General features: G+C 60.1%; 21 protein-coding genes and 2 pseudogenes. 20 read left to right on the top strand and 3 right to left on the bottom strand.

Translation table 11 applies throughout. The annotated features are described in order from the left end of the window. Nucleotides 1–13 precede the first annotated feature (13 nt). The 13 genes from N0Q91_RS01800 to glmS all read left to right on the top strand — a co-directional run bounded on the left by N0Q91_RS01800 (nt 14) and on the right by glmS (nt 11,696). Nucleotides 14–310: a HypC/HybG/HupF family hydrogenase formation chaperone gene (locus N0Q91_RS01800; RefSeq protein ID WP_275596103.1), complete on the top strand. Its 297-nt coding sequence runs from the start codon at nt 14–16 to the stop codon at nt 308–310. A 118-nt stretch (nt 311–428) separates the two neighbouring features. Then, the gene (locus N0Q91_RS01805; RefSeq protein ID WP_275596104.1) at nt 429–869 is read left to right on the top strand and encodes a thioredoxin domain-containing protein; all 441 of its coding nucleotides are present in this window, start codon (nt 429–431) and stop codon (nt 867–869) included. Further along, on the top strand, nt 866–1,702 hold the full coding sequence (locus tag N0Q91_RS01810; protein WP_275596105.1) for a hydrogenase expression/formation protein: 837 nt from the start codon (nt 866–868) through the stop codon (nt 1,700–1,702). Before N0Q91_RS01805 ends, N0Q91_RS01810 begins: the two co-directional genes overlap by 4 nt. Continuing rightward, nucleotides 1,699–1,911 carry a rubredoxin gene (locus N0Q91_RS01815; protein WP_275596106.1) on the top strand — a complete coding sequence of 71 codons (213 nt, stop codon included), beginning with the start codon at nt 1,699–1,701 and terminating at the stop codon, nt 1,909–1,911. The genes N0Q91_RS01810 and N0Q91_RS01815 overlap by 4 nt, the downstream gene beginning before the upstream one ends. Continuing rightward, nucleotides 1,901–2,425: a [NiFe]-hydrogenase assembly chaperone HybE gene (gene hybE / locus N0Q91_RS01820; protein ID WP_275596107.1), complete on the top strand. Its 525-nt coding sequence runs from the start codon at nt 1,901–1,903 to the stop codon at nt 2,423–2,425. The genes N0Q91_RS01815 and hybE overlap by 11 nt, the downstream gene beginning before the upstream one ends. After that, nucleotides 2,422–3,534, top strand: a complete 1,113-nt coding sequence (locus N0Q91_RS01825) for a nickel-dependent hydrogenase large subunit (protein WP_275596108.1) — start codon at nt 2,422–2,424, stop codon at nt 3,532–3,534. The genes hybE and N0Q91_RS01825 overlap by 4 nt, the downstream gene beginning before the upstream one ends. After that, nucleotides 3,527–3,868 (top strand): hydrogenase maturation nickel metallochaperone HypA, encoded by a 342-nt coding sequence (gene hypA, locus N0Q91_RS01830; protein WP_275596109.1) that lies wholly within the window; start codon nt 3,527–3,529, stop codon nt 3,866–3,868. The genes N0Q91_RS01825 and hypA overlap by 8 nt, the downstream gene beginning before the upstream one ends. Beyond that, nucleotides 3,868–4,782, top strand: a complete 915-nt coding sequence (hypB, locus tag N0Q91_RS01835) for a hydrogenase nickel incorporation protein HypB (protein ID WP_275596110.1) — start codon at nt 3,868–3,870, stop codon at nt 4,780–4,782. The genes hypA and hypB overlap by 1 nt, the downstream gene beginning before the upstream one ends. A 3-nt stretch (nt 4,783–4,785) precedes the next feature. Beyond that, entirely contained in the window at nt 4,786–7,062 is a 2,277-nt protein-coding gene (gene hypF / locus N0Q91_RS01840) for a carbamoyltransferase HypF (RefSeq protein WP_275596111.1), read from the top strand. Next, the gene (locus N0Q91_RS01845) at nt 7,053–7,280 is read left to right on the top strand and encodes a HypC/HybG/HupF family hydrogenase formation chaperone (RefSeq protein WP_085026046.1); all 228 of its coding nucleotides are present in this window, start codon (nt 7,053–7,055) and stop codon (nt 7,278–7,280) included. The genes hypF and N0Q91_RS01845 overlap by 10 nt, the downstream gene beginning before the upstream one ends. After that, nucleotides 7,277–8,431 carry a hydrogenase formation protein HypD gene (hypD, locus tag N0Q91_RS01850; RefSeq protein ID WP_275596112.1) on the top strand — a complete coding sequence of 385 codons (1,155 nt, stop codon included), beginning with the start codon at nt 7,277–7,279 and terminating at the stop codon, nt 8,429–8,431. The genes N0Q91_RS01845 and hypD overlap by 4 nt, the downstream gene beginning before the upstream one ends. Then, nucleotides 8,428–9,471, top strand: coding sequence for a hydrogenase expression/formation protein HypE (gene hypE, locus N0Q91_RS01855; RefSeq protein ID WP_275596113.1), 1,044 nt, complete (start codon nt 8,428–8,430; stop codon nt 9,469–9,471). The genes hypD and hypE overlap by 4 nt, the downstream gene beginning before the upstream one ends. 398 nt (nt 9,472–9,869) lie before the next feature. Continuing rightward, nucleotides 9,870–11,696: a glutamine--fructose-6-phosphate transaminase (isomerizing) gene (gene glmS / locus N0Q91_RS01860; protein WP_275596114.1), complete on the top strand. Its 1,827-nt coding sequence runs from the start codon at nt 9,870–9,872 to the stop codon at nt 11,694–11,696. 829 nt (nt 11,697–12,525) lie between these two features. Here glmS and N0Q91_RS01865 read toward each other — a convergent pair. Continuing rightward, nucleotides 12,526–12,951, bottom strand: coding sequence for a Ros/MucR family transcriptional regulator (locus tag N0Q91_RS01865; protein ID WP_275596115.1), 426 nt, complete (start codon nt 12,949–12,951; stop codon nt 12,526–12,528). 277 nt (nt 12,952–13,228) lie between these two features. Next, nucleotides 13,229–13,438, bottom strand: a complete 210-nt coding sequence (locus tag N0Q91_RS01870) for a hypothetical protein (RefSeq protein ID WP_085026051.1) — start codon at nt 13,436–13,438, stop codon at nt 13,229–13,231. A 614-nt stretch (nt 13,439–14,052) separates the two neighbouring features. Between N0Q91_RS01870 and N0Q91_RS01875 the strand changes: the two genes are divergently transcribed. The 4 genes and pseudogenes from N0Q91_RS01875 to N0Q91_RS01890 form a co-directional block, all read left to right on the top strand. Next, nucleotides 14,053–14,511, top strand: coding sequence for a transposase (locus tag N0Q91_RS01875; RefSeq protein WP_275596116.1), 459 nt, complete (start codon nt 14,053–14,055; stop codon nt 14,509–14,511). A gap of 196 nt (nt 14,512–14,707) precedes the next feature. Beyond that, a pseudogene (locus N0Q91_RS01880) lies at nt 14,708–15,321 on the top strand (hypothetical protein). A gap of 722 nt (nt 15,322–16,043) precedes the next feature. Then, a protein-coding gene (locus N0Q91_RS01885; RefSeq protein WP_275596117.1) for an IS630 family transposase occupies nt 16,044–16,989 on the top strand; the annotation gives its coding sequence in 2 pieces (ribosomal slippage) (nt 16,044–16,382 and nt 16,384–16,989; 945 coding nt in all). An 8-nt stretch (nt 16,990–16,997) separates the two neighbouring features. Beyond that, nucleotides 16,998–17,177, top strand: a pseudogene (locus tag N0Q91_RS01890) (hypothetical protein); the annotation flags it as partial. Nucleotides 17,178–18,147: 970 nt separating this feature from the next. On the opposite strand, the gene hemN reads toward N0Q91_RS01890, so the two are convergent. Next, nucleotides 18,148–19,500 (bottom strand): oxygen-independent coproporphyrinogen III oxidase, encoded by a 1,353-nt coding sequence (gene hemN / locus N0Q91_RS01895; protein WP_275596118.1) that lies wholly within the window; start codon nt 19,498–19,500, stop codon nt 18,148–18,150. Between the two features lie 254 nt (nt 19,501–19,754). Here hemN and fixL point away from each other — a divergent pair, with 254 nt between their 5' ends. The 3 genes from fixL to N0Q91_RS01910 all read left to right on the top strand — a co-directional run bounded on the left by fixL (nt 19,755) and on the right by N0Q91_RS01910 (nt 22,334). Further along, nucleotides 19,755–21,269 (top strand): oxygen sensor histidine kinase FixL, encoded by a 1,515-nt coding sequence (fixL, locus tag N0Q91_RS01900; protein WP_275596119.1) that lies wholly within the window; start codon nt 19,755–19,757, stop codon nt 21,267–21,269. Beyond that, nucleotides 21,262–21,873 carry a response regulator FixJ gene (gene fixJ / locus N0Q91_RS01905; RefSeq protein WP_275596120.1) on the top strand — a complete coding sequence of 204 codons (612 nt, stop codon included), beginning with the start codon at nt 21,262–21,264 and terminating at the stop codon, nt 21,871–21,873. The genes fixL and fixJ overlap by 8 nt, the downstream gene beginning before the upstream one ends. A gap of 101 nt (nt 21,874–21,974) precedes the next feature. Further along, on the top strand, nt 21,975–22,334 hold the full coding sequence (locus tag N0Q91_RS01910; protein ID WP_275596121.1) for a transcriptional regulator: 360 nt from the start codon (nt 21,975–21,977) through the stop codon (nt 22,332–22,334). Nucleotides 22,335–22,401: the final 67 nt, after the last annotated feature.

Below are 22,401 nucleotides of genomic sequence, written 5' to 3' on the forward strand. Positions count from 1 at the left end.
GAGGAGGAGCGGCATGTGCATAGGCATTCCCATGCGGATCGTCGCCGCCAATGAGTTTGTCGCGCAGTGCGAGCGTCATGGCGCAATATCCTTAATCTCCCTCTTGCTTGTTGGCCCGCAGCTGTCCGGAACCCATGTCCTCACTCATCTCGGCTCCGCCATCCGGGTGCTCGACGCCGAAGAGGCCCGCGCGATCGACGACGCGCTTGCTGGCCTTGTTGAAGCCAACGAAGGCCGCTCCTTCGAAGCGCTCTTTAGCGATCTCGTTTCCCGCGAGGCCGAATTGCCGCCGCATCTTCGCACCGAGTGAAACGAACGTTCCAAGCTGGAAAATCGAAATTCCAGCCGATCGCCTATTTCCTCAGTCTGGCACGCCGCTTGCAAACCATCGTTCGGAACATTCTGAGTGCTGATTTGTGGAGGAGACAATGCCATCTATCCTGGTCCGCGCCGTGAGCGAGCGGGTGCTATCGGTCGTCGATGAGACGGATATCGATGCCCGGGTCGTACGGTCATCGGGCGAACCCGACGACCCCGGGCTGGTCTTCACCGGTAATCCCGCGCGGCCCGAGACTGAGGACGTCGCGGTCGTTCGTCCGGAACTCCCGCAGTTCGCCCGGAGCCCCCTGCGTGGCTCATTGGTTCGCCGGAAAGCCGAGGGCAAGCTCAAGGCACGCTTGAACGTGGTCGTGCCGATCTTGACTGTTATGGGACGTGAGCGGCCGGCGGGCGCGCCCGGCAACGTCCGCGGCTGGTCGGAGTATGTCGAAATATTCGGCGCCTGGCTCTCTTGCGTCGGGTCAGTCAAGGCGCCCTTAGACGGGCCTAAGGTCAAGATCACGCATGCCGGGAAGGCGATCGTGCGATGAAGCCCGGTTTCTGGCTCGCCCCGGAGGGTGGGGGACGCGTGATGCCGCTGGACGCCGAACCTCTCCGCGCCCGCAAGCTCAATTTGCTCGCGACAAATACTGCCGAGGAGCGGATCCTCCGATGTTGGAGGACAGCGTTGCTTCTGCCAGCGCTCGCCGATGCGCTTGCGCTTCATAAGGCCGACCGGCCGAGCCAGCTGTTCGACATCACCGACTATCCAGAGGACGACCGGGAACTGATCACCCAGATCCTCGGTGAGGGCGAGATTGCCGGCGTCGCGGTGCTGGAAAACGGCGTCACCGCGCAGATGCAGGAGGCTGTCATGGCCGGCGTCTGGCGCGTCCGCTTCACCGTCGGCAACGGTCGGCTCGTTGGCGACTATATCGAGGTGGGGAGCATTCCCGCCGCCGTCAGGCTGGCCTGTTCCCGGCTACCGGTATTGATCGGCCACGGCGCTGCGCCGGCTGGCGCCATGAATGTCATGCCCTTGCTCACCGAAATTGGTGACCGCATCACCCGCCATCGCGACAGCGACCCTGCCCATATCATCACCTTCTCGCTCTTCCCCATGAGCCCGGAAGACATGAGCTTCCTGCAAGATTCACTCGGTGTCGGGCCGGTGCGGCTCACTTCGCGCGGATACCGAACCTGCCGAATTGTCGCGACCGGCGCACGCAAGGTCTGGTCCGTGCAGTTCTATAGCGTCATGGACACGATCATCCTCGATACGCTGGAGATCTGCGACACACCCGCGATCGCCATTGCCGCCGAGGAGGATTTCCATGACTCTAAGATGCGGCTCCGGGAGATGGAGGAGACCTATTTCAAATGAGTGGCCTCCAGTGTTTCGGCAAGCGCGCGGTCATATCTGGCGAAAAGATGGAATGCGGTATCTGCTGCCATGTCTATGATCCCGCCGCCGGCGACCCGGTGTCGCAAATCCCACAGAGCACTCCCTTTGCCGACCTGCCTAAGGACTGGTGCTGCCCGAACTGCGATGCGCCGCAATCGAAGTTCATGAGGCTGGGCGATGATCGCTGACCTCACCGAGGGCGCCGAACTCGATCCGGCGCTGGCGGTCGGCGAACGGCTCGTGGCCCGCTACCGACACATTCACGACACCGCCATGACTGACGTGCCGATCTGCAATTGCGCGCTCAGGGTCGCGGCCACAGGCTTCAGGACCTATCGCGACCGTGCTTTCGGCATTGTGACCACACCTTGGTTCATGAATCTCGTGGGCGTGGATCTCCCTGAAGGGACACCTGCCGCGCCCGCAGCCATTGGCACGACCCTGCGTATCGGCCTTCCCGCGGGGGAAGTCGAATTCATTGCCGGCGAGCTCCATGCGATCGGCCGCGTCGATTCCTGCGCGCTGCTCTCGCCGGTCGTCGAATTCGCTACGATGGAAGCGGCGCTCGAGACCGCGGAGGAGGCCGCCCGTGCCTTCTTTAATCCCGCTACGCTCGAGCCTGCGCCGGCACCAGCTGCAGTCGTCAACCGGCGGGACCTGTTGCGCGGACGTTTCCACAGGTGCGAGGAGGCCTCGGGATGACGTTCCTTCGGGGGCCAGGAACGATCAGTGTTGAGGTGATGGTGTCGCGCGGAGTTGCCTCTTCCCTCGCAGTGAAGGCGAACCGGCCGCAAGGCCTAACCCGCATGTTCGTCGGCCGCCGACCAGAGGAGGCGCCCGCGCTCGCACGGCAGCTGTTTTCGCTCTGTGGCTTCTCACAATCGGTCGCCTCAAGGCTCGCTATCCTCAATGCGGCCGATCTACCGATGGGGCAAGGGGAGCGCGTCGCCGCCGCCGCAGGTCTGCACGCCGAGCGGATCTTCGAAACTCTGCGGGCGCTGATCCTCCATTGGCCTTCGCCATTGCCGAGCGAGCTCGCGGCGACCGTCGGCAGATGTCTGCGAGAGGCACTGGTTATCTCACAAGCGATCATTGCGCAGGCGAGTACCGGCAAAATCAACCCCCAAAATCTCGCTTCGCCAGTCGATCGCCTCTGCTCAGTGGCCAAGGCGATGGGAATTTCCGACCCGGGCGACATGCCCTCGTCGGACTCGGCCTGCGCAGCAATGCTGCAAGACATAGACAACGATCGAGTTTTTGCTGGCCGGACGCCCGATGGGCTGACCGTCGAAGATGACCCGGAGGTCATCGCCCGCCTTATTGATGAACCCGAATACATCAACCTGCCGCATCTTCCCGACCGCGTTGTTGAGACGGGGGCCTGGGCGCGGCGCCTCGCATGCGGAGCTGCCGCGAGCTCCCATCTCGCGCAGCGCTTCCTGAGCCGGATTGACGATGTCAGCTACTGCCTCGAGCAACTGAAGGCTCTTGCGGGCACCGGCGAGTATGACTGGGCAACGCTCGCCTGCGGCGCACCGACGACGCGCGCGGGTGGCTATGGAGCCGTGGAATGCGCGCGCGGCCGGCTCTATCATCAGGTTGAGATAGGCAACAACGGCAAGCTCTCCGCCTATCGCATTCTTGCCCCGACCGAATGGAACTTTCACCCGGCCGGTCCTTTCGTCGAAACACTTCTGCGGTCGCGGATCGGATCAGGCGATTCCGCAGCCCGGTCAGTCTGCCGGCTCGCCCTCCTGTTCGACCCTTGCGTGGCGATCGAAGTCGGCATCCGTGGGGCCGCCCATGCATGAGATGTCGCTGATAGAAAGCGTAATCGAGATTGTCTGCGAGACCGCGCGGCTGAATGGCGCAAGGCGGATCAAGTCGGTTCGTCTCGATATCGGCGTGCTGAGCCACGTCGATTCTGACGCGTTGCTCTTCTGCTACGAAGCGGTGCGGCGCGGCACGCTCGCTGGGCGGGCGAAACTCGAGATCAATCGCATCGCCGGCGAAGCCTGGTGCCTCGATTGCGGCAAGACAGTAGCTTTGCAGGAGCGGTTCGGCGCCTGCCCCGACTGCGGGCGGCATCGCGTCCAGATGACGGCAGGCGACGAATTGAAGATCAGAGACATGGAGGTGATTTGATGTGCACGGTATGCGGTTGTGGATTCTCACCCATCGAAGACTACAAGCACGAGGCCGGCAGCCACAGTGATAGCCATGGCGGAGGGCTCGACCATGACCATCATCACCACCACGGTCACGATGACCATGCTCACGATCATCGCCACCGCAACGGCGCGCATGATCACCATCATGCAGAGGAAGGCTCGGCCCAGCGCCGCAACGGCATTGCCGGCGTGCATGTTCCTGGCATGAGCGAGGAACGGATCATCCAGGTCGAGAAGGAGATCCTCTCGAAGAACGACGCTTATGCGGCCGAAAATCGGAGGTATTTCGTAAGCCACGACATTTTCGCGCTCAACTTCGTGTCCAGCCCGGGCTCGGGTAAGACCAGCCTGCTTGTGCGGGCGATCAAGGAGCTCAGGGGCCGTATGACGATCAGTGTTATCGAAGGCGATCAACAGACGTCGAATGACACGGCCCGCATTCGCGAGACAGGCGCCCGCGCGATCCAGATCAACACCGGCAAGGGCTGTCATCTCGACGCTCATATGGTCGGCCGTGCGGTCCAGGACCTCGCACCCGAGCCGGGCTCTGCGCTCTTCATCGAGAATGTGGGTAATCTTGTCTGTCCCGCCGCTTTCGATCTCGGCGAGGCTCACAAGGTAGTGGTGCTCTCGGTCACCGAGGGCGAGGACAAGCCACTCAAATACCCCGACATGTTCGCCGCCGCCGACCTAATGATCCTCAACAAGGCGGACCTGCTTCCGCATCTAGATTTCAATGTCGAGCTCTGCATCACCAACGCGCTGCGTGTCAATCCGCGGCTGCAGACCCTGATTGTCTCCGCCCGAACGGGTGAGGGGATGGGGGCCTTCTATGCCTGGCTCGAAGCATCCACTGTGCCGGAGGCCACGCCGTCAAAGGTGGTGTGAACAATGGCGCGGGTGCTCACACGACCGAGCGAAACTCGGATCCGACGGCTTAGGCTGCGGGTACGCGGCACCGTGCAAGGGGTCGGCTATCGGCCTTTCGTCTACAGGCTCGCGCGCGAGATGCGGCTCTCCGGGTTCGTCCTTAACGACAGTTCGGGCGTGCTGATCGAGGTCGAGGGCCTGGACGCAGACAGCTTCTCCGAGAAGATCCGAACTCAGGCCCCGCCGCTCGCCCGCATCGATGCCGTCGATGTGCTGGAGCTGGAGCCGGCCGGCGACAATCAATTCGAAATCCTCGAGAGCCTCGGCGGCAGGACTGCGACCCGCATCGGTGCCGACGCCGCGATTTGCGAGGAATGCCAGCGGGAGCTCAAGGATCCAGGAAGCCGTTTTTTTGCCTATCCCTTCATCAATTGTACCCAATGTGGGCCGCGCTTCACCATCACGCGCGCGCTTCCCTATGACCGAGCGCAGACCTCCATGGCCTCGTTTTCGATGTGCGGTGCCTGCGCGGCGGACTATGACGACCCGGAGAACCGGCGCTTCCATGCCGAGCCCGTCGCCTGTCCCGATTGTGGTCCGAGGCTCAGCCATCCGGTGACCGAGTTGGCTACGCGGCTCGAAGGTAGCGCGATCATCGCACTGAAGGGGATCGGCGGATTCCACCTGCTCTGCGATGCCCGCAACGATGCGGCCATCGATCTCCTCAGGCTGCGCAAGGGCCGGGACCAGAAGCCTTTCGCCGTCATGGTACGGGATATCCCGGCAGCACGGCTAGTCGCGGAGCTGACCGACGCCGAAGAGGAATTGCTGACCTTGGCGGCGAGCCCGATCGTTCTGGTCAAGGCCGTTGCCGGCGAACTCTCCAGTCGCTTAGCTCCCGGACTCGGGCGGATAGGTCTCATTCTGGCCTACGCACCGGCGCACTTCCTGCTCTTCGATGAACTCGCCCGTCTTGTGCCAGGCTGTCTCCCTGCTTTGGTTGCGACCAGCGCCAATCCCCGCGGTGAGCCCCTCGTCGCCGACAATATGGATGCCGAGTTCCGCCTATCCGCGATCGCCGACCTGATCGTCACCCATGACCGCGACATCGTCATGCGCGCCGACGACTCCGTTATGCAAGTGATTGACGGCGCGCCTGCCTTTATCCGCCGCGCCCGCGGTTTCGTGCCAGAGCCCATTGACCTCGGCGAAGACGGACCTTCCGTGATTGCCACCGGTGCAGACCTCAAGAACGCGCTCTGCGTCACGCGCGGACGTGAGGCCTTCCTGTCGCAGCATGTGGGCGGCCTCGACAATAGGGAGGCGATACGCTTCCAGCGTGAGGCGGCGGCCCATCTCTGTTCGATCCTTGATGTGAAGTTGGAATTCGCGGCCCGCGACATGCATCCGGATTTCCGTTCGGTGCGGATGGCGGAGAGCTTCGGTCTGCCGGTGGTGCTGGTCCAGCACCATCTCGCTCATGTAGCTGCGGTGGCCGCGGAGCATCGACTTGCCGGGCCGGTTCTCGGGCTGGCGCTCGACGGTCATGGTTTTGGCGCCGACGGCAGCAATTGGGGCGGCGAGATGCTTGCGGTCGAGGGACATCGCTGGCTGCGCACGGGATCGCTCCTGCCGCTGCCGCTGCCGGGTGGCGACCGGGCCGCGCGCGAACCCTGGCGCATGGGGGTCGCGGCGCTTCAGGCGGCCGGCCGCATCGACCTGGCGCTGACCCTGGCGCCGGCTCATTCCGGGGTGGCGCAATTGACGGCGATGTTCAGCCGCGGCATGCGGCCCCCCGTTACGAGCAGCCTCGGCAGGCTCTTCGATGCCGCCGCGGCGATATCGGGTATTCGCCTCGTCCAGACCTACGAGGGACAGGCGGCGATGGAATTCGAGGCGCTGGTTCGGACGCCGCGCTGCCTTCCGGGTGGATACGCCATCAAGGATGGGGTGCTCGACTTCCGGCCGCTCATCCTGCATCTGGCTGAGGCAGGGATGGGCGGCGCCGATGCTGCCGACCTCTTCCATGGCACGCTGATTGCCGGCCTTGCAGATTGGACGACCAAGGGTGCGGCAACCCTTGGCACGCAGCAGGTTGCGCTCAGCGGCGGATGTATGACGAACCGCGTCCTTGCGAAGGGTCTAGCGCAAGCGCTGCGGGAGCGCAGCTTCCTGCCATATCTGCCACGTCTGGCCCCGGCCAATGACGGGGGAGTTGCGCTTGGACAAGCCGCCCATGCGCGGCAGGTCATCATGGACAAGCATGTATCAGCGTTGGAGAGCCCTCCATGTGCCTAGCCATACCGGTCAAGGTCACCGAAGTGCTGCCCGACAATATGGCGAGAGTCACGCTTGACGGCGTCTTGAAGGTCATCTCGACGGCCCTGATCGACGATGTCCGACCGGGCGACTACGTCATCCTCCATGTCGGTTATGCGCTGACGAAGATTGATCCTGAGGAGGCGCAACGAACGCTGGCGCTGATCCAAGAGGCTGCGAGAGGTGACGCGCCATGAAGTATATCGATGAATATCGCGACGGCAGGCTCGCCAAGGAAATTGCGCATCAGATCGCGGCGATCGCGGAGTCGGCCCGCTCCTATTACTTCATGGAGTTCTGCGGCGGGCACACGCACGCGATCTCCCGCTACGGTCTTGAGGATTTGCTGCCCGACAATGTCCGGATGATCCATGGCCCAGGTTGTCCTGTTTGCGTGCTGCCGATCGGTCGGATCGACGCGGCAATCGCGCTTGCGATCCGTCCCGAGATCACGCTTTGTACCTATGGCGACCTGCTGCGTGTGCCGGGCACAAACCGTTCAAGCCTGCTCGAGGCCAAGGCGGGCGGCGCCGATATCCGCATCGTCTATTCGACGCTCGACGCGCTTAGGATCGCCAAGGCCGAGCCGGAGCGCGAGGTGGTGTTCTTCGCGATCGGGTTCGAGACTACGACGCCGCCAACCGCGCTCGCACTCAAGACGGCGATCGCCAAAGGCCTCGGAAATTTCTCAATCTTCTGCAACCACGTGCTGACGCCGGCGGCGATTCACAATATCGTGGAAAGCCCGGACGTGCGCGAATTAGGCACGATCAAGATCGACGGCTTCATCGGCCCAGCTCATGTCAGCGCCGTGATCGGCACAAAGCCCTACGAAATCTTCTCCGAGAAATATTGCAAACCGGTCGTGGTGGCAGGCTTCGAGCCACTCGACGTCATACAGGCGATCCTGATGCTGGTGCGCCAGATCAACGACGGCAGGCATGTGGTCGAAAACCAATACATCCGCGCGGTAACCAGACTCGGCAATGAGAAGGCGCAGGCGGAGGTGGCCAATTTCTTCGAGCTGCGCGAGAGCTTCGAATGGCGAGGTCTTGGCGAACTGCCTTTGAGCGGACTGCGGCTGCGACCACAATATGCGGCCTACGATGCCGAGAGGCGCTTCTCGATGGTGACCTCAAGGGCCAAGGACAATCCGGCCTGTGAATGCGGCACCATTCTGCGCGGAGCGAAACAACCTGCCGAATGCAAGCTGTTTGGCACGGTCTGTACGCCCGACACGCCGATAGGGTCCTGCATGGTGTCGTCGGAAGGCGCCTGCGCCGCACACTGGAGCTATGGCCGCTTCCGCGAGAAGGCGAGGACGGATGCCGTGAGGGTGGTCGCATGAACAACGCCTGCAAGCGAAAGCTCAATGTTGCGGAGGGCCGAGTCGACCTCTCGCATGGCGCCGGCGGATGTGCGATGAGACAACTCATCGAGGGCATCTTCCACGAAGCTTTCGACAACATATGGCTGCGCGCCGGGAACGACCAGTCAGCCTTCGCCGTTTCGGGCGGCCGCATGGTGATGACCACTGACGGCTATGTCGTCTCGCCGCTGTTCTTTCCCGGCGGGAATATCGGCTCGCTCGCGGTGCATGGTACGATCAACGACATCGCCATGGCCGCTGCTCAACCACTCTATCTCTCGGCAAGCTTCATCATCGAGGAGGGGTTTCCGCTCGCCGATCTCAAACGCATCGCCGACAGCATGGGCGCGGCTTCGCGCGAGGCCGGTGTGCCGATTATCACCGGCGATACCAAGGTGGTCGAGCGCGGCAAAGCCGACGGTGTCTTCATCTCGACGGCCGGCATCGGCAGGGTCCCGGACGGGCTCGATCTGCGCGCCGATGCCGCCCGGCCGCACGATGTGGTCATCCTCTCCGGCTCGATCGGGGATCATGGCGTCGCCGTGATGTCAAAACGCGAGAACCTGCAATTTGATGCGGCGATCGTCTCAGACAGCGCCCCCCTGCACACGCTGGTGGCGGCAATGGCCAAGGCCGGTGGCAGGCATGTCCGGCTGATGCGGGATCCCACACGCGGCGGCATCGCCGCGACGCTCAACGAAATCGCGAGCCAGTCGAAGGTCGGCTTCCATATCGATGAAGAAGCGATCCCGATTAAGCCGGAGGTGGCCGCGGCGTGCGAGTTGCTCGGGCTCGATCCGCTCAATATCGCCAACGAGGGCAAGCTTGTCGCTGTCGCCGCGCCGGAAGGCGCCGAAGCAATTCTGGCGGCGATGCGTGCACATCCCCTCGGGCGTGAGGCGGCCCTCATCGGACATGTCGTCGCTGACGACGACTGCTTCGTGCAAATGTCGACCTCCTTCGGCGGCGGCCGGATCGTCGACTGGCTGTCGGGCGAGCAATTGCCCAGAATCTGTTGAGAGGCAGACACGATCCTGCTTCTCTGCCACAGCTTCAATTCTCTATTCTACCGGCTGCATGTCGCGAAATGCTCCGTCATCAGCGCTTCGGGCGCAGCTTGCTGTTTGAGCCAATGCCTTGAAACGCATCAGCGTAGTGCATCCATGACGCAAATGGGTGTTATCCACACAATCAATTTTGCCAATCCATTGAGGGCTATTAGAACGCGCTGAAACTAACGAAGATCAAGCCCATCGGCGCGTAGCTTCTACCAGCCGGCATTTCGCTCGGCCGATTGACGATAGTACGTGACACGCAGCGAACGATCGCCTGTGCGAGGCGGGAGCTATTGATATAGCCCCGCCCAGACGGGGGATAAGTACGCCGGGGTCGGTGTAGAAGGAACGCGAAGAGCAATATGTGCGGGATTGTAGGCATCGTCGGGCAGCAGCCGGTCTCCGAACGGCTGGTCGGTGCATTGAGGCGCCTGGAATATCGCGGCTACGATTCGGCCGGCGTCGCGACGATCCACGGTGGAGCGCTCGATCGCCGGCGGGCGCAAGGCAAGCTCGTCAATCTCGAGGCAAGGCTGAAAGAACAGCCCCTGGCCGGCACCATCGGCATAGGCCATACACGCTGGGCGACCCATGGCGCACCGACCGAACGTAATGCCCACCCACATTTCACCGACGGTATCGCAGTCGTACACAACGGCATCATCGAGAATTTTGCTGAGATGAAGGACGAACTGGCCGCGGCCGGCGCCGAGTTCGACACGGAGACCGACACCGAGGTCGTCGCGCATCTCCTCGCCAGATTTCGCCGCGATGGCTTTGGACGGCGCGAGGCGATGTTTGCGACGCTGAGGCGGCTAAGGGGCGCCTATGCACTGGCTGTCCTTTTCGAAGATGATCCGTTGACTATCATGGCAGCCCGTAATGGCCCGCCGCTGGCGATCGGTCACGGCGATGGCGAAATGTTCCTCGGCTCCGACGCCATTGCGCTCGCGCCCTTTACCGATGAAATCACTTATCTCGTCGATGGCGACTGGGCGATCATCGGCAAGACCGGTGTCCATATCTTTGATAACGACGGCAATGTCGCTGACCGGCCGCGTCAGGTTTTCTCGAACGCCGCTTCTATGGTCGACAAGGGGAACCATCGTCACTTCATGGAGAAGGAAATCTATGAGCAGCCGGAGGTCATCTCCCACGCGCTCAGCCATTATATAAACTTCAACGAAAATCGGGTGGTGCCGGTTTGGAACGACATCGACTTCGCCAAGATCCCACGCCTGGCAATTTCAGCCTGCGGCACGGCCTATCTGGCCGGGCTGATTGGTAAGTACTGGTTCGAGCGCTATGCGCGCCTGCCGGTCGAGATCGATGTCGCGTCCGAATTCCGGTATCGTGAAATCCCGCTCTCGCCGCAGTCGGCCGCTCTCTTCATCTCGCAGTCGGGCGAGACCGCCGACACATTGGCGTCGCTGCGCTATTGCAAGGAGCAAGGTCTCAAGATCGGTGCCATCGTCAACGCCCGCGAGTCGACGATTGCGCGAGAGTCCGACGCTGTGTTCCCGATCCTGGCCGGTCCCGAGGTTGGCGTCGCCTCGACCAAGGCCTTCACTTGCCAACTGGCCGTCCTCGCCGCGCTCGCGCTTGCTGCTGCCAGAGCGCGCGGAACTATCAGCGAACAAGAGGAACAGGCGTACGTCACCAGCCTCGCCAACATGCCGCGCATCATGAGGCAGGTACTCAACAGTATCCACCCAGAGGTCCAATTACTGTCACGTGAACTGGCGAAGTGCCGCGACGCACTCTATCTGGGCCGAGGCACCAGCTTCCCTTTGGCTGTGGAGGGTGCTCTTAAGCTCAAGGAGATTTCCTACATCCACGCGGAAGGCTATGCTGCCGGCGAACTGAAACATGGTCCGATTGCTCTCGTCGACGAGAACATACCGGTGATCGTGATTGCGCCCCACGACCGCTTTTTTGACAAGACCGTCTCCAACATGCAGGAGGTGGCGGCCCGCGGCGCACGGATCATCCTGATCACTGACGAGAAAGGCGCTGCCATCGCGAAACTCGGCACGATGCACACACTCGCACTTCCAAATGTCGATGAGATCATTGCGCCGATGATCTTCTCGCTACCGATACAGTTGCTCGCCTACCACACGGCTGTCTTGTTGGGCACCGATGTCGACCAGCCGCGCAATCTCGCAAAATCGGTAACTGTCGAATGATCATCAGGTCGAAAACGGACGAAGTCGGGAGTCCATGGGCGCTGTGACGCCGCAGCCTTGCGGGGCCGCCGTAGGAGCTTGCGGATGCTTAGTTTCCTATCAGGTCATACCGATCAAGATTTATCGATGTGTCGGTAACGCTCCATTAGAGTAGCTAATTGAATTGACCGTGGGCGATCCGCCCGCTCAAGAGCGGCGACGCTGTGGCTGAAGGAATAGCGCCGGTGATCAGCGGTTTGGAATTGATATTGCCGAGGTGATCAGTTCCAGAGCGCGATCGAAAACAGTATCTGAAAACGATCTCGCGGCGCGCCCCTGTCTCGGTGCCAGCGCCGATAGCCTCGGCGCTGCAATTTACAACAAGGTGCGCCGTCGAGGCGACCGGCAGACAGACCAGCACGACCCCGCCACGAGTTCGCGGTTCCGGTGAAACCTACAAAGCGGGGCCGCAGCGATCAAGCAGGCCGTCCGCGCGCGGATGTGAGTCCCGCGCGCCACTGTTGAGATCGTCACGGAAACGGTTGCGCCGCGCTGCTATCTGCGGCCGCCCCCCGCCGAAGCGTGGCCGGATTTCTAGCGTAATCAGGAATCCGGCGGCACGCACGATCGTCGGTAGGCGCTCAGTTTGGCAGGATTGTATGCTTCCTAACACCAGAGGCTGCAACGCGCCAAAGCTCCGCGGCATAATCCAACGTGGGATTGAATCCGCAATCCAAAAGGATAGAACCACTAGGCAGCCGCGCAAGTTGTCCAACAGGTTCACAGCCTCTTTGAGAGAGGGGTTCCGCAACGCCTCAGGCCGATCTCTTGCCAGACGAAGCGGCAGGTTCTAACTCGGTGCCCGCCGTTTCTTGCCTAAGCCTGCCGCACGCGCGAGCGCGGAACGTCGCCGAGCATAGTCAGGAGCAATCATCGGGTAGTCAGCGGGAAGATCCCACTTTGCACGATATTGCTCCGGTGTGAGCCCGTACTTTGCCATCAGGTGCCGCCTCAGCGATTTGAACTTGCGGCCATCCTCGAGGCAGACGATGAACTCGGGTGTCACCGACTTCTTGATTGGAATGGCGGGGCGACGTTCTACAACAACAGTTTCGGCCTTGTCTGGCTGAGATGTGCTGCTCAGTGAGGAATACGTCCGCTCAATAAGGTTAGGCAAATCCGCGGCAGGAACTGCATTGCGGCTCAGATAAGCGGCCACGATTCGGCTCGTCAACTCAAGCCTCCGTTCCTCATTCTCCGAACTCGATTCGCTCAACGTAGTCTCCTTTGTTTGCAATTCGTTCAGATTCGCTCAGCGTGCAGGTATTTCGGTCGGAAGGAAGGCGGGGACAGACCTGGTTTGTCTTTTTTGACAGACTACCATCTTTTTCTTTGTCTCGACCTGTCGATATCTTTCGCGTTGCCAGAGTCCGACACGCTTCCCATCCTTGTGTACTCCGAGCACGGAAGCGCGCCGAGCGATGGCATCACAGCTCGCCGCATGAGGCAAGCGAGTTGTCATGGAGCTTCAGCCCTCTGGCGACGCGAAACGATCACGTATTACCCGTTAGGCCATCAAACACTTCCAACAACGCGTCACTGATGGCCTTGCCAAGCGTCACTGCAGTATCCATCACCGCTTCTTCGTTCATGTCACGAGCGGCCATGGCAAACGCCGCGCCCTCCGACGTCACAATCTCCTGCGCGCGTTGGATTGCCCACAGGGCAAACTCACTACGGCTGCTGATTTCCACGGTTTCCATGAATTCTCCTGGTTGCTGGGACGGATGCTATATAGCGAACCGGGAGGGATAACGCAGTCTCTAAAAGTCGATTTGAGCCATGAATATGAGTTAGCAGGATCAAGCAGCAATTCGATCTGTTTGTTACGAACGAGGCAGCACGGGCGAAGGCGACTTGTTCGTCGGGGGTGCACCTCAGCCCTCGACCGCACTGAACGAAGATGAGATCGTGCGGCAACTCCAGGCGACAGCCGGTAGCGCATCCCAAAAAGCTCGAGGTGCGCTCCGTCACTGCGACTATGCGCCCCGAGTTGCCCCTGAGAGGCGTTGTCGTCGACGCCGAACCATCCGCCTCAACCAGCGCAAGGACATGATCATCGAGATCGGCGCTGCTGTTTCTCAGTCCACTGGCCGACCATACCGGAAGTGGACGGCACTTCACGGCGGCCTGCAACAGCAGACGAAGGCGATCAAGGTGAGACATGGCGTTCCAATTGCGAAGTCGAAAATTCTTCTTGCGACATTGTGTGGCGGCAGAGGCCCAAGATTAAGTATGCAATAAGTAGGAGTTTGACCGTCTGTTGACTCTGTAGTTCACTCAGCCCAAAACAGGTGATGGCTAAGGAGGGTTCAGGATGGCTGACGAGAGTAACACAGGACCAGTTTCTGCAGTTGCAGAGACGAATGCTGAAGTGAAAGCGCCAACGGGTAAGAAGCAGAAGTCGCCAAAAAGCCAGAAGACGGCTGCCGAACCAGTTCGCGCTCAATCGAAGGCGCCGGCCGCTAAGGCCAGAAGGTATGGCGAACAAGAGAAAACCGAGAAGCTCAAGCTGATCGAGACGCAAGTCACCGCAGGTAAAAGCACACTTAAAGACGCCATCAAAAGCGCCGGCATATCGGAGCAAACCTACTATCAGTGGAAACGGACCGCAAAGCCCGCTGAGCAAAAGCCCGAGAAGGCCGTTCTGGCAGGCGACGACGAGCTAGCAGATTTCGTTCGACTGGAAGAGGAAAACGAAAGGCTCCGCAAACTTCTGGCGGAAAAGTTGCGAGCGGAAAATGCCGACCTGCGCAAAAGGCTCGGACTGGACTAAGCCGATCTAGGACTGCGCAGGCCCGTCACTCCCGGCTTGAATTTGTCCATGACGGGCGATTAGTCACGCAAATGTTCCCGCGGCTCGCGCGCTAGGCAGTTGAAGCGCGAGGCGAGGAGATATATGGGTCCGCGGCCAGGAGCGCAGTGGCGCCGATTGGGTTTGGTTTCTTAGGGATGCTTAGGGTTCAGGGTATATGAAAGTGCCACAACGGAACTTCGTCGTCGAATTCAAGTCGGGGCGTCGACAGCCGAGGGCCAGGACGAACTCAATTTGGGGGACACCGACCTCAAGGCTCTGGCTCGCGCAGTAGAAGAAGAATCGTCCCATCTGTTCAATTCAACTGAAGTACCTGTCACGCCTGGTGCAGGTGGAGACTTGATGCCTCAGCAGGTCGATGTTGGTTCTGCAACCGAACACCCCGGCAATGTCGACGTTGCAGCAGAAGCGGTGCCGCTGGCCGATGCCGCAGGAACTGAAGAACAAAAGCGGCGTGAGGCCGAGCGTCTGCCTGACAAGCCTATTGCAGTGGTAGATGAGACCCAGCCGGTGTCGGGGCCGCAAGCAACATCAAGGGGCCCTTCTCGAAGGCGCGCCAAGCATGCACCCGCCCGGGCGATCGCGTCTAGTTCGACCCGTCCGAACGAGCGTCAAAATGGGCAATCCGCGACCGCTGACAATGCGACCTCGTTGGAGGATCTGGCCGCCCTTGATGCAGAGAACAAGCGACTAAAGAGACTGCTGGCTGAACAGCTTTATGCACAGAACTTGCAGCTCAAGAGGATGCTTGAGCGGTTCGATGTCACATGAGGAGGGGGTGCCGCCACAGCTGCCGCTAGTCGAAAGTGTGATCGTGGCTGCGCAGCGGTTGTCGATTCAGACGTATACACCGCCGAAATCCTACATCGCCGGAACTTTGGGGTACATTTTCCCGCGATCAGAGCGGGCCGCCCGCTGTGCTCTAACGAAGCGACATCCGAATTAAAATCTCCGAAAGCCTAGGCGATGGCCTATTACAAAAAGTAGGTCCGGCAGGGAACCTACCGAGGCGTGGAGGCGCACCGGATCAAGGTCTCATCGATAATGTAGCGTGTCTTCAAACTGAAACCTTTCCCTGGTAGTGAGAGGAACCGTTGGCCCGACCCAACGACGTGTATTTATCGGAAAAATTGATTTCGCGCAAAGACCGGCGCCGACGCATGGAGATCAATGCGGGTGCTTTTGTAAAGCGGAGGTTTTGTCACAGCGACAGCAATTTTTTGACAAACCGCAAGGGAGGGCAGGCCTAGCCGGATTCTAGCAAGAGGAGGAGCGTGATTATGGCGCAGGCACATGGAGGTTTTACACCTGGCAAGGCGGGCACGGTGGAACTGACCGACGCGGCCTCTGCGGCGGCGGATTTCCGCATCGAAAGAAAGGAGGCGCGAAAATGGCGCATTAGAGCGGTATGCGTTTAGGCGGAGTCGGGAAGGGATTCCCTTTTGGGCGCAAATCAGATTCATCATTTGGGCCGGTAAGGGAGGCCGGCCTGGATGGCGAAACCCTTTTCCGATGATCTTCGCGCGCGTGTCGTTGGCGCGGTGACGCGCGACGGCCTGTCGTGCCGGGCGGCGGCCCAACGCTTTGGCATTGGCATCAGCACCGCCATTGACTGGGTGCGGCGCTTTCGCGAGACGGGCAGTTTCGGCCCCGGCCAGATGGGCGGACACAAGCCGCGGGTGCTTTCCGGTCCGCACCGGGATTGGCTGCTTTGGCGTTGCCGCGACCGTGCCTTCACACTGCGCGGGCTTGTGGCGGAATTGGCCGAGCGCGGCGTGACGGTCGATTACCGCGCCGTCTGGACGTTCGTGCATGAGGAGGGGTTGAGTTATAAAAAAGACGCTGGTCGCCAGCGAACGGGAGCGGCCCGACGTCGCCCGCCACCGGGCACGATGGCTGAAGCATCGCCACCGGATCGATCCATCCCGCCTGGTCTTCATCGATGAGACCTGGACGAAGACGAACATGGCGCCGCTCAGGGGCTGGGCGCCGCGCGGCGAACGGCTGTTGGGCCACGCCCCCTTCGGTCACTGGAACACCATGACCTTCGTCGCCGCGCTCAGGGCCGATCGCGTCAGCGCCCCCTTCCTCCTCGATGGCCCGATCAACGGCGAACGGTTCCGCATCTATGTCGAGAAGGTGCTGGTGCCGGAACTCAAAGCCGGCGACGTCGTCGTCATGGACAATCTCGGCTCGCACAAGGCCGCGGCGATCCGCACCGCCATCCGCAACGCCGGCGCCCGCTTGCTCTTCCTGCCGAAATATTCCCCCGATCTCAATCCCATCGAAAAGCTCTTCGCCAAGATCAAGCACTGGCTGCGCGAGGCGCAAGCCAGATCAACCGAAGCCATCTGCGATGAACTGCGGACGATCCTGCAGACCATCACTCCGCAGGAATGCGCAAGCTATTTCAAGGAAGCTGGATATGACCGAACCTAAACGCATCCCGCTCTAGTGTTCTTTCGCGTAGAGCAAGCCGATGGTTCGAGACTAACTTCGTTAGGAACACTCAAGAGGGGCAGGCGTTCGAGACTGGTCTTGCCGAAGCGAACGCCTTTATCCGAAAAGCGCGGATGGATGGCTTTAGAGTCGAATATATCGGACCGCTCGCACGATCATATTTCTAACTCTTCTGACGTTGTTCGGACGATTTCACTTCACGTTGGGAAAGCCGCGACACTTCCGAAATAGCCCAGTCGTCACCGCCGTTGGCCGCGCCAACAGCAGCAGAAAATCTCCTCACTCGATATCCGACTCTGGCACGTCGGCCGCGTGGGCAGAAGCTGCTCTGTCCTGAATGCCATGTCCTCAAGGCCATGCTGGGTAAGCGTGTTTTCAGATCGAGCTCTCTCGCGAGGATGCTGGCCTCTCGAACGAGATCGTCCGTGGACTTCTACCGAATGTTCGGCTGAACAAATGAACCAGACCATTTGTCGCCACCCTATAAGGCTTAAGCTATCGCCTGAGGGGCTGGTGGCCACGCGCTCACGGATTGCGCTTGCAGTCGAATCAGCGGCAGCGAGAGCTGTAGCAGGTCGAACAGGCGCCCTCTAAGGTCTTCGGCCACTCCGTTCACCTTGTAGATGTCGTCGTGTGAAATTTCGGCCCACCGGGGGACCACACCTGTACTTCGCAGGTATGAAGTCTCGCGAAAAAGTCTGACTGACACCTTCGACCTCGATGCAAAAGTTCACATGAACTGCTCTATAACCGGTCGCCTTCGGCCTGGCGATCTGATCTTGAACTTCGATCCTTTCGGGAGGGGAAGGCAGCGCCTCCTTCAAGAGTTAAACGAACCGATGGACGTGCTCAACATTGTTGCAGGACCACACGGGACCCGATGAGATCTCGGCATTGCGACAGTGCTTCTTCCGCATCCCAGTTGTTCTTCGCCGCCTTTCGGGCCACGCTCGCGACAGACTTGATCCTATCCGAGCGAAGCTCCAAACGAACAAGAGACTGTCCTCGACGATGCGACCGTTTTCCGGATGACCGAGCGCAGCCGGTAAACAGCGCAGTCTATCTCTCTATAAAGCTAACGAGCCTTTTGGTCGATTCGTTGTCCCACCCCATGCCGTCTTCTTCATTAACGCAGCTTCAAGCCGCCTTGGTGCAGCTCCGCGTCGATTCGTCCAGGTAGGCATCGAAAGCCGCAGCGACTGTACGGATCAGGAAACGCGCTTCCTCCCGCAGCCGTATGACCCCGCCCTCGATTTCAAGAATTCCTTCGCTCTCCAGCATGGCGAGTCTTTCATTCCGTTCTAGAAGGGCGGTATGCTCGAAGCCGTGCGCGGCGGCGAGTGCCGGAACGTCGACGCGGAAGTCGCACATCAGGCGCTCGATAATGTTTGCCCGCAGCCGGTCCTCGGTCGACAAGCGGTAGCCTTTCACTGTGGCAAAACGCCCCGACGCGATCCGTTGCGCGTAACCACTAAGGAGTACCTCGTTCTGGACATATCCGCCTGCCATGCGGCCAACGGCCGATGCGCCAAAGCCGATAAGCGTCTCGCAGGCGTCGGTGGTGTAACCCTGAAAATTGCGGTGCAGTTGCCCGTTTGCCTGCGCAATGGCCAGACTGTCGTCCGGCCTGGCGAAGTGGTCGAGGCCGATGCGTCGGTAGCCGGCCGCCACGAGGTTTTCCGCAATCGCCTCTGCCTGAGCAAGACGATCTTCCGCACTCGCGAGCACGCTTTCATCGATCAATCGCTGATGCTTCTTGAGCGATGGCACGTGGCCGTAGCCGAAAACGGCGAAGCGGTCTGGCTGCATTTCAAGCGCCAACTTGATCGTCTCTATGCAGGATTCAACCGTCTCGTGCGGCAGTCCATAGATTAGATCGAAATTGATGCTGTCGACCCCCGCTCGGCGCAGGTAGGAAACCGCATTGATCGTCTGTTCGACACTCAGTGCTCGATTTATCGCCTTCTGCACCACCCGATCGAAGCTTTGCACCCCAAGGCTTGCACGACGGACGCCTGCTTTTCCAAGAACCGCCGCCATCTCCTGCTCCAGGGTCCTTGGATCGATCTCAACGGCGATCTGCGCAGTAGTGGCGAAATCGAAGTGCTCGTGGAGAAGCTCGATTAATGCCAGCATTTCCTTCGGCCGCATGATTGTTGGAGTTCCTCCGCCAAAATGCACATGGTCGATGTTGAGCGGCGCTTTCGTGCTTGCGGATACGAGGCATATCTCCTTGCGCAGCATGTGGAGGTATTCGTCGATCGGCAGATCGCGTCGCGTGATCGTCGTGTGACAGGCGCAGTACCAGCACATCGACCGACAGAAGGGAATGTGCAAGTACAGCGACGCCGGCTTCTCAAGCGGCAGATCGGCAAGCCAGTCGGAGTAGGTGCTGGCGTCCACACCGGGTGAGAATCGCGGCGATGTCGGGTAGCTGGTGTAGCGGGGCAGGCGCGCATCGCCGTATTTTGCAGCAAGAGTTGGTTGCATGCGAAGTTCCTTCTCTAAATGGCGATGTGCCGCACTATAGCGATGCGCTTCGCGTAGCCCATTGATCGAAAGCAAGGGACATTCCGACTTCATGTGGATTATGCCCGACGGTAGAGGTGCGGCAACATAGCCCCAATCCCGGGATGGCTGACGACTGCAGCATAGTCTATGGAATAGACAGTGTGCGCTTCCGGTGTCTCCTCGTTCAGTAGGCTGGGCACAGCAACAGCAACAAATCCTCTGGTGGATCAGGAATGCATTCGCAAAGCGTCGATTGGAGGGTCCGCCTAGAGCAAATGCTTGCCAGATGGCGTGGGGAGCGGATCGCAGCCTACATAATCGTGACTGCGGTTCCACTAGCCATTCTTGGGCTGAGATTAGCGCTGTCATCGGTCATCGGCGACAGCCTTGTTCTGTCCTCGTTTATTCCCGGTATGCTGATCGTCGTGATTATCGGCGGGCTGAAGCCAGTCGCACTTGCAGCCGGGACCTCGATTTGCGCGGCGATGTTTGTTCATTGGCTCGAGGATGTTGCCTACCCAGGGCTTGTCGAGTTGGTTGTTTTCGGTTTGGCAGTGCTTCTCATTGCATGCCTAGGAGAGGTGCTGGAGGCAGGCAGACGCTCCATCGACAAGACAGAGGCTATCGTTAAGGCCCGCGACGCACACCTTAGATCCATACTGGACACAGTACCAGACGCAACCGTTGTCAGCGCGGCCGATGGTACGATTGTTTCCTTCAACGCCGCCGCCGTGCGGCAGTTCGGCTATGCAGAAGAGGAGGTCACCGGCGAAAACCTCCGCATCCTCATGCCAGAACCCTACCGGCATGAACACGACGGATATATGCAGCGATACATGAGGACCGAGGAAAAGCGCATCATTGGTATCGACCGCGTCATCGTCGGGCGGAGGAAAGACGGATCAACATTTCCGATGAAACTCGCTGTAGGAGAGATGAGGTCCGGGGGCGAGCGCTTCTTCACCGGCTTCATCAGAGACCTGACCGAGCGGGAGGAGTCGGCCGCAAGGCTTGAACAAATCCAGGCGGAATTGGCCAGGCTCGCCCGTCTCAAGGAGATAGACGAAATGGCCTCAACGCTTGCGCATGAGCTGAACCAGCCGTTATCTGCGATCGCGAACTATGCTCATGGTTGTAGGAGGCTGTTGCGCGATATGGACGCCACCGTTGCAACGCGGATGCGCGGCGCGCTGGAGGAGGTGGCGAGCCAATCCCTGCGCGCAGGGCAGATCATCAAGCATCTCAGGGAGTTCGTCACGAAAGGTGAGACGGATAAGACCCCCGAGGACATCCGTAAACTGGTGGAGGAGGCTGGCGCGCTGGCTCTCGTCGGTTCCCGTGAAAATGGCGTTCGCACGGTATTCGAGTATTTGCCTGGTGCCGAAATGGTGATGGTCGATCGGATCCAAGTTCAACAGGTGCTAATCAATCTCATGCGCAACGCGATAGAGGCGATGCGCCACGTAGAGCGCCGCGAGCTCATTGTTCGCACCATGCCAGCTGGCGCGGGCGAGATCGCGGTGACGGTGAAAGACACAGGCGTTGGAATTCCCGAGGAGATCAGCAGAGAGCTTTTCAAGCCATTCGTTACGACGAAGCGGAGCGGAATGGGGATTGGTCTCTCGATTTCCAAGCGTATCGTCGAAGCGCATGGCGGCGAGTTGACCTTCTCGCAAAATGCAGCCGGAGGCGTTACCTTCCGGTTTACGCTTCCCGCCTATGTGCAGCGGATCGATGGAAATGACTGATTATACAGTTCACATTGTCGATGACGAGGAGCCTGTTCGCAAGTCGCTTGCCTTTATGCTGACGATGAACGGTTATGCCGTAAAAGTGCACGAATCGGCAGCCTCCTTCCTTGACTTCGCCCCGAACATTCGCGAAGGAATTCTGCTCACGGACCTTAGGATGCCCGACATGTCAGGGGTCAGTCTCATCCGCAAACTCGGCAACCAAAAAATAAAGATGCCCGCCATCGTGATCACGGGACATGGCGACGTGCCAATGGCAGTCGAGGCAATGAAAGCGGGAGCGCTGGACTTCATTGAAAAGCCTTTCGAGGACTCGCTGATCGTGGAAGCTATCGAACGGGCATCAGAGCATTTGACTACTCCCGCGGTGGCCGCCGAGATCACAGACGTCCAGGCGCGTCTTGACACACTCAGCGTCAGAGAACGGCAGGTGCTTTCAGCGGTAGTATCTGGTCTCGCCAATAAAACGATTGCATACGATCTCGATATTAGTCCCCGCACCGTGGAGGTGCACCGCGCGAACGTTATGTCAAAAATGAGGGCAAAGAGCCTCCCGCATCTTGTGCGCATGGCCATCGCGGCCGGTTTCGGCTCTTCATAGTCTTCGCCCGATTGATCTGGCGCAATGCGGCTGCGGGTCGCAAGCGTTCAAATGGCGCTTAACCTGCGGGCAGATGCACGCAGATTGCGCGGAACACGAAGTTGTCAGTTGCCAGGATCATCGTCGTCGTTGCAGCGGACCGGGGCCTCCGGCGATCCCTTGCGTTCGCGCTGGAGGTTGAAGGTTACTTTACGGAGTCCTACGACGCTTTGTGGAAGGCTGAGGCCTCCGCCAAGCGGGCGCTCTGCACCATCGTCGACGATGAGATGTTGAAGTCCGAGCCGCAAACAGCAAAGTTTCTGGAGAGGCCCGATCTCCGTGTCGTCCTACTCGTTGATGGAATGACGGCGTTCAAAGAGCACGGCGACACGATCGTTTTGACGAAACCGATCAACGGCTCCGATCTCGTGCGCGCAGTGAACGGTCTAGAACGGATCGCGCTTCATAGAGACAAAATATGAGGCGACTGGGCGGCGGGCGATCTAAGTAGTTTCACTTAGTGGATTAACCGAGTTTATCGCCGAGGCG

It is taken from the genome of Sinorhizobium prairiense (assembly GCF_029201645.2).
Lineage (GTDB): Bacteria > Pseudomonadota > Alphaproteobacteria > Rhizobiales > Rhizobiaceae > Sinorhizobium > Sinorhizobium meliloti_A.

Bases quoted from the DNA above. Each gene is read 5' to 3' on its own strand.
- fixJ (WP_275596120.1), top strand. From the start codon at position 21,262: ATGACTGATTATACAGTTCACATTGTCGATGACGAGGAGCCTGTTCGC.
- hypA (WP_275596109.1), top strand. From the start codon at position 3,527: ATGCATGAGATGTCGCTGATAGAAAGCGTAATCGAGATTGTCTGCGAG.
- N0Q91_RS01825 (WP_275596108.1), top strand. From the start codon at position 2,422: ATGACGTTCCTTCGGGGGCCAGGAACGATCAGTGTTGAGGTGATGGTG.
- hypF (WP_275596111.1), top strand. From the start codon at position 4,786: ATGGCGCGGGTGCTCACACGACCGAGCGAAACTCGGATCCGACGGCTT.
- N0Q91_RS01810 (WP_275596105.1), top strand. From the start codon at position 866: ATGAAGCCCGGTTTCTGGCTCGCCCCGGAGGGTGGGGGACGCGTGATG.
- hypE (WP_275596113.1), top strand. From the start codon at position 8,428: ATGAACAACGCCTGCAAGCGAAAGCTCAATGTTGCGGAGGGCCGAGTC.
- N0Q91_RS01875 (WP_275596116.1), top strand. From the start codon at position 14,053: ATGGCTGACGAGAGTAACACAGGACCAGTTTCTGCAGTTGCAGAGACG.
- N0Q91_RS01870 (WP_085026051.1), bottom strand. From the start codon at position 13,438: ATGGAAACCGTGGAAATCAGCAGCCGTAGTGAGTTTGCCCTGTGGGCA.
- N0Q91_RS01845 (WP_085026046.1), top strand. From the start codon at position 7,053: ATGTGCCTAGCCATACCGGTCAAGGTCACCGAAGTGCTGCCCGACAAT.
- N0Q91_RS01815 (WP_275596106.1), top strand. From the start codon at position 1,699: ATGAGTGGCCTCCAGTGTTTCGGCAAGCGCGCGGTCATATCTGGCGAA.
- hybE (WP_275596107.1), top strand. From the start codon at position 1,901: ATGATCGCTGACCTCACCGAGGGCGCCGAACTCGATCCGGCGCTGGCG.
- N0Q91_RS01805 (WP_275596104.1), top strand. From the start codon at position 429: ATGCCATCTATCCTGGTCCGCGCCGTGAGCGAGCGGGTGCTATCGGTC.
- hypD (WP_275596112.1), top strand. From the start codon at position 7,277: ATGAAGTATATCGATGAATATCGCGACGGCAGGCTCGCCAAGGAAATT.
- glmS (WP_275596114.1), top strand. From the start codon at position 9,870: ATGTGCGGGATTGTAGGCATCGTCGGGCAGCAGCCGGTCTCCGAACGG.
- hemN (WP_275596118.1), bottom strand. From the start codon at position 19,500: ATGCAACCAACTCTTGCTGCAAAATACGGCGATGCGCGCCTGCCCCGC.
- fixL (WP_275596119.1), top strand. From the start codon at position 19,755: ATGCATTCGCAAAGCGTCGATTGGAGGGTCCGCCTAGAGCAAATGCTT.
- N0Q91_RS01800 (WP_275596103.1), top strand. From the start codon at position 14: ATGTGCATAGGCATTCCCATGCGGATCGTCGCCGCCAATGAGTTTGTC.
- hypB (WP_275596110.1), top strand. From the start codon at position 3,868: ATGTGCACGGTATGCGGTTGTGGATTCTCACCCATCGAAGACTACAAG.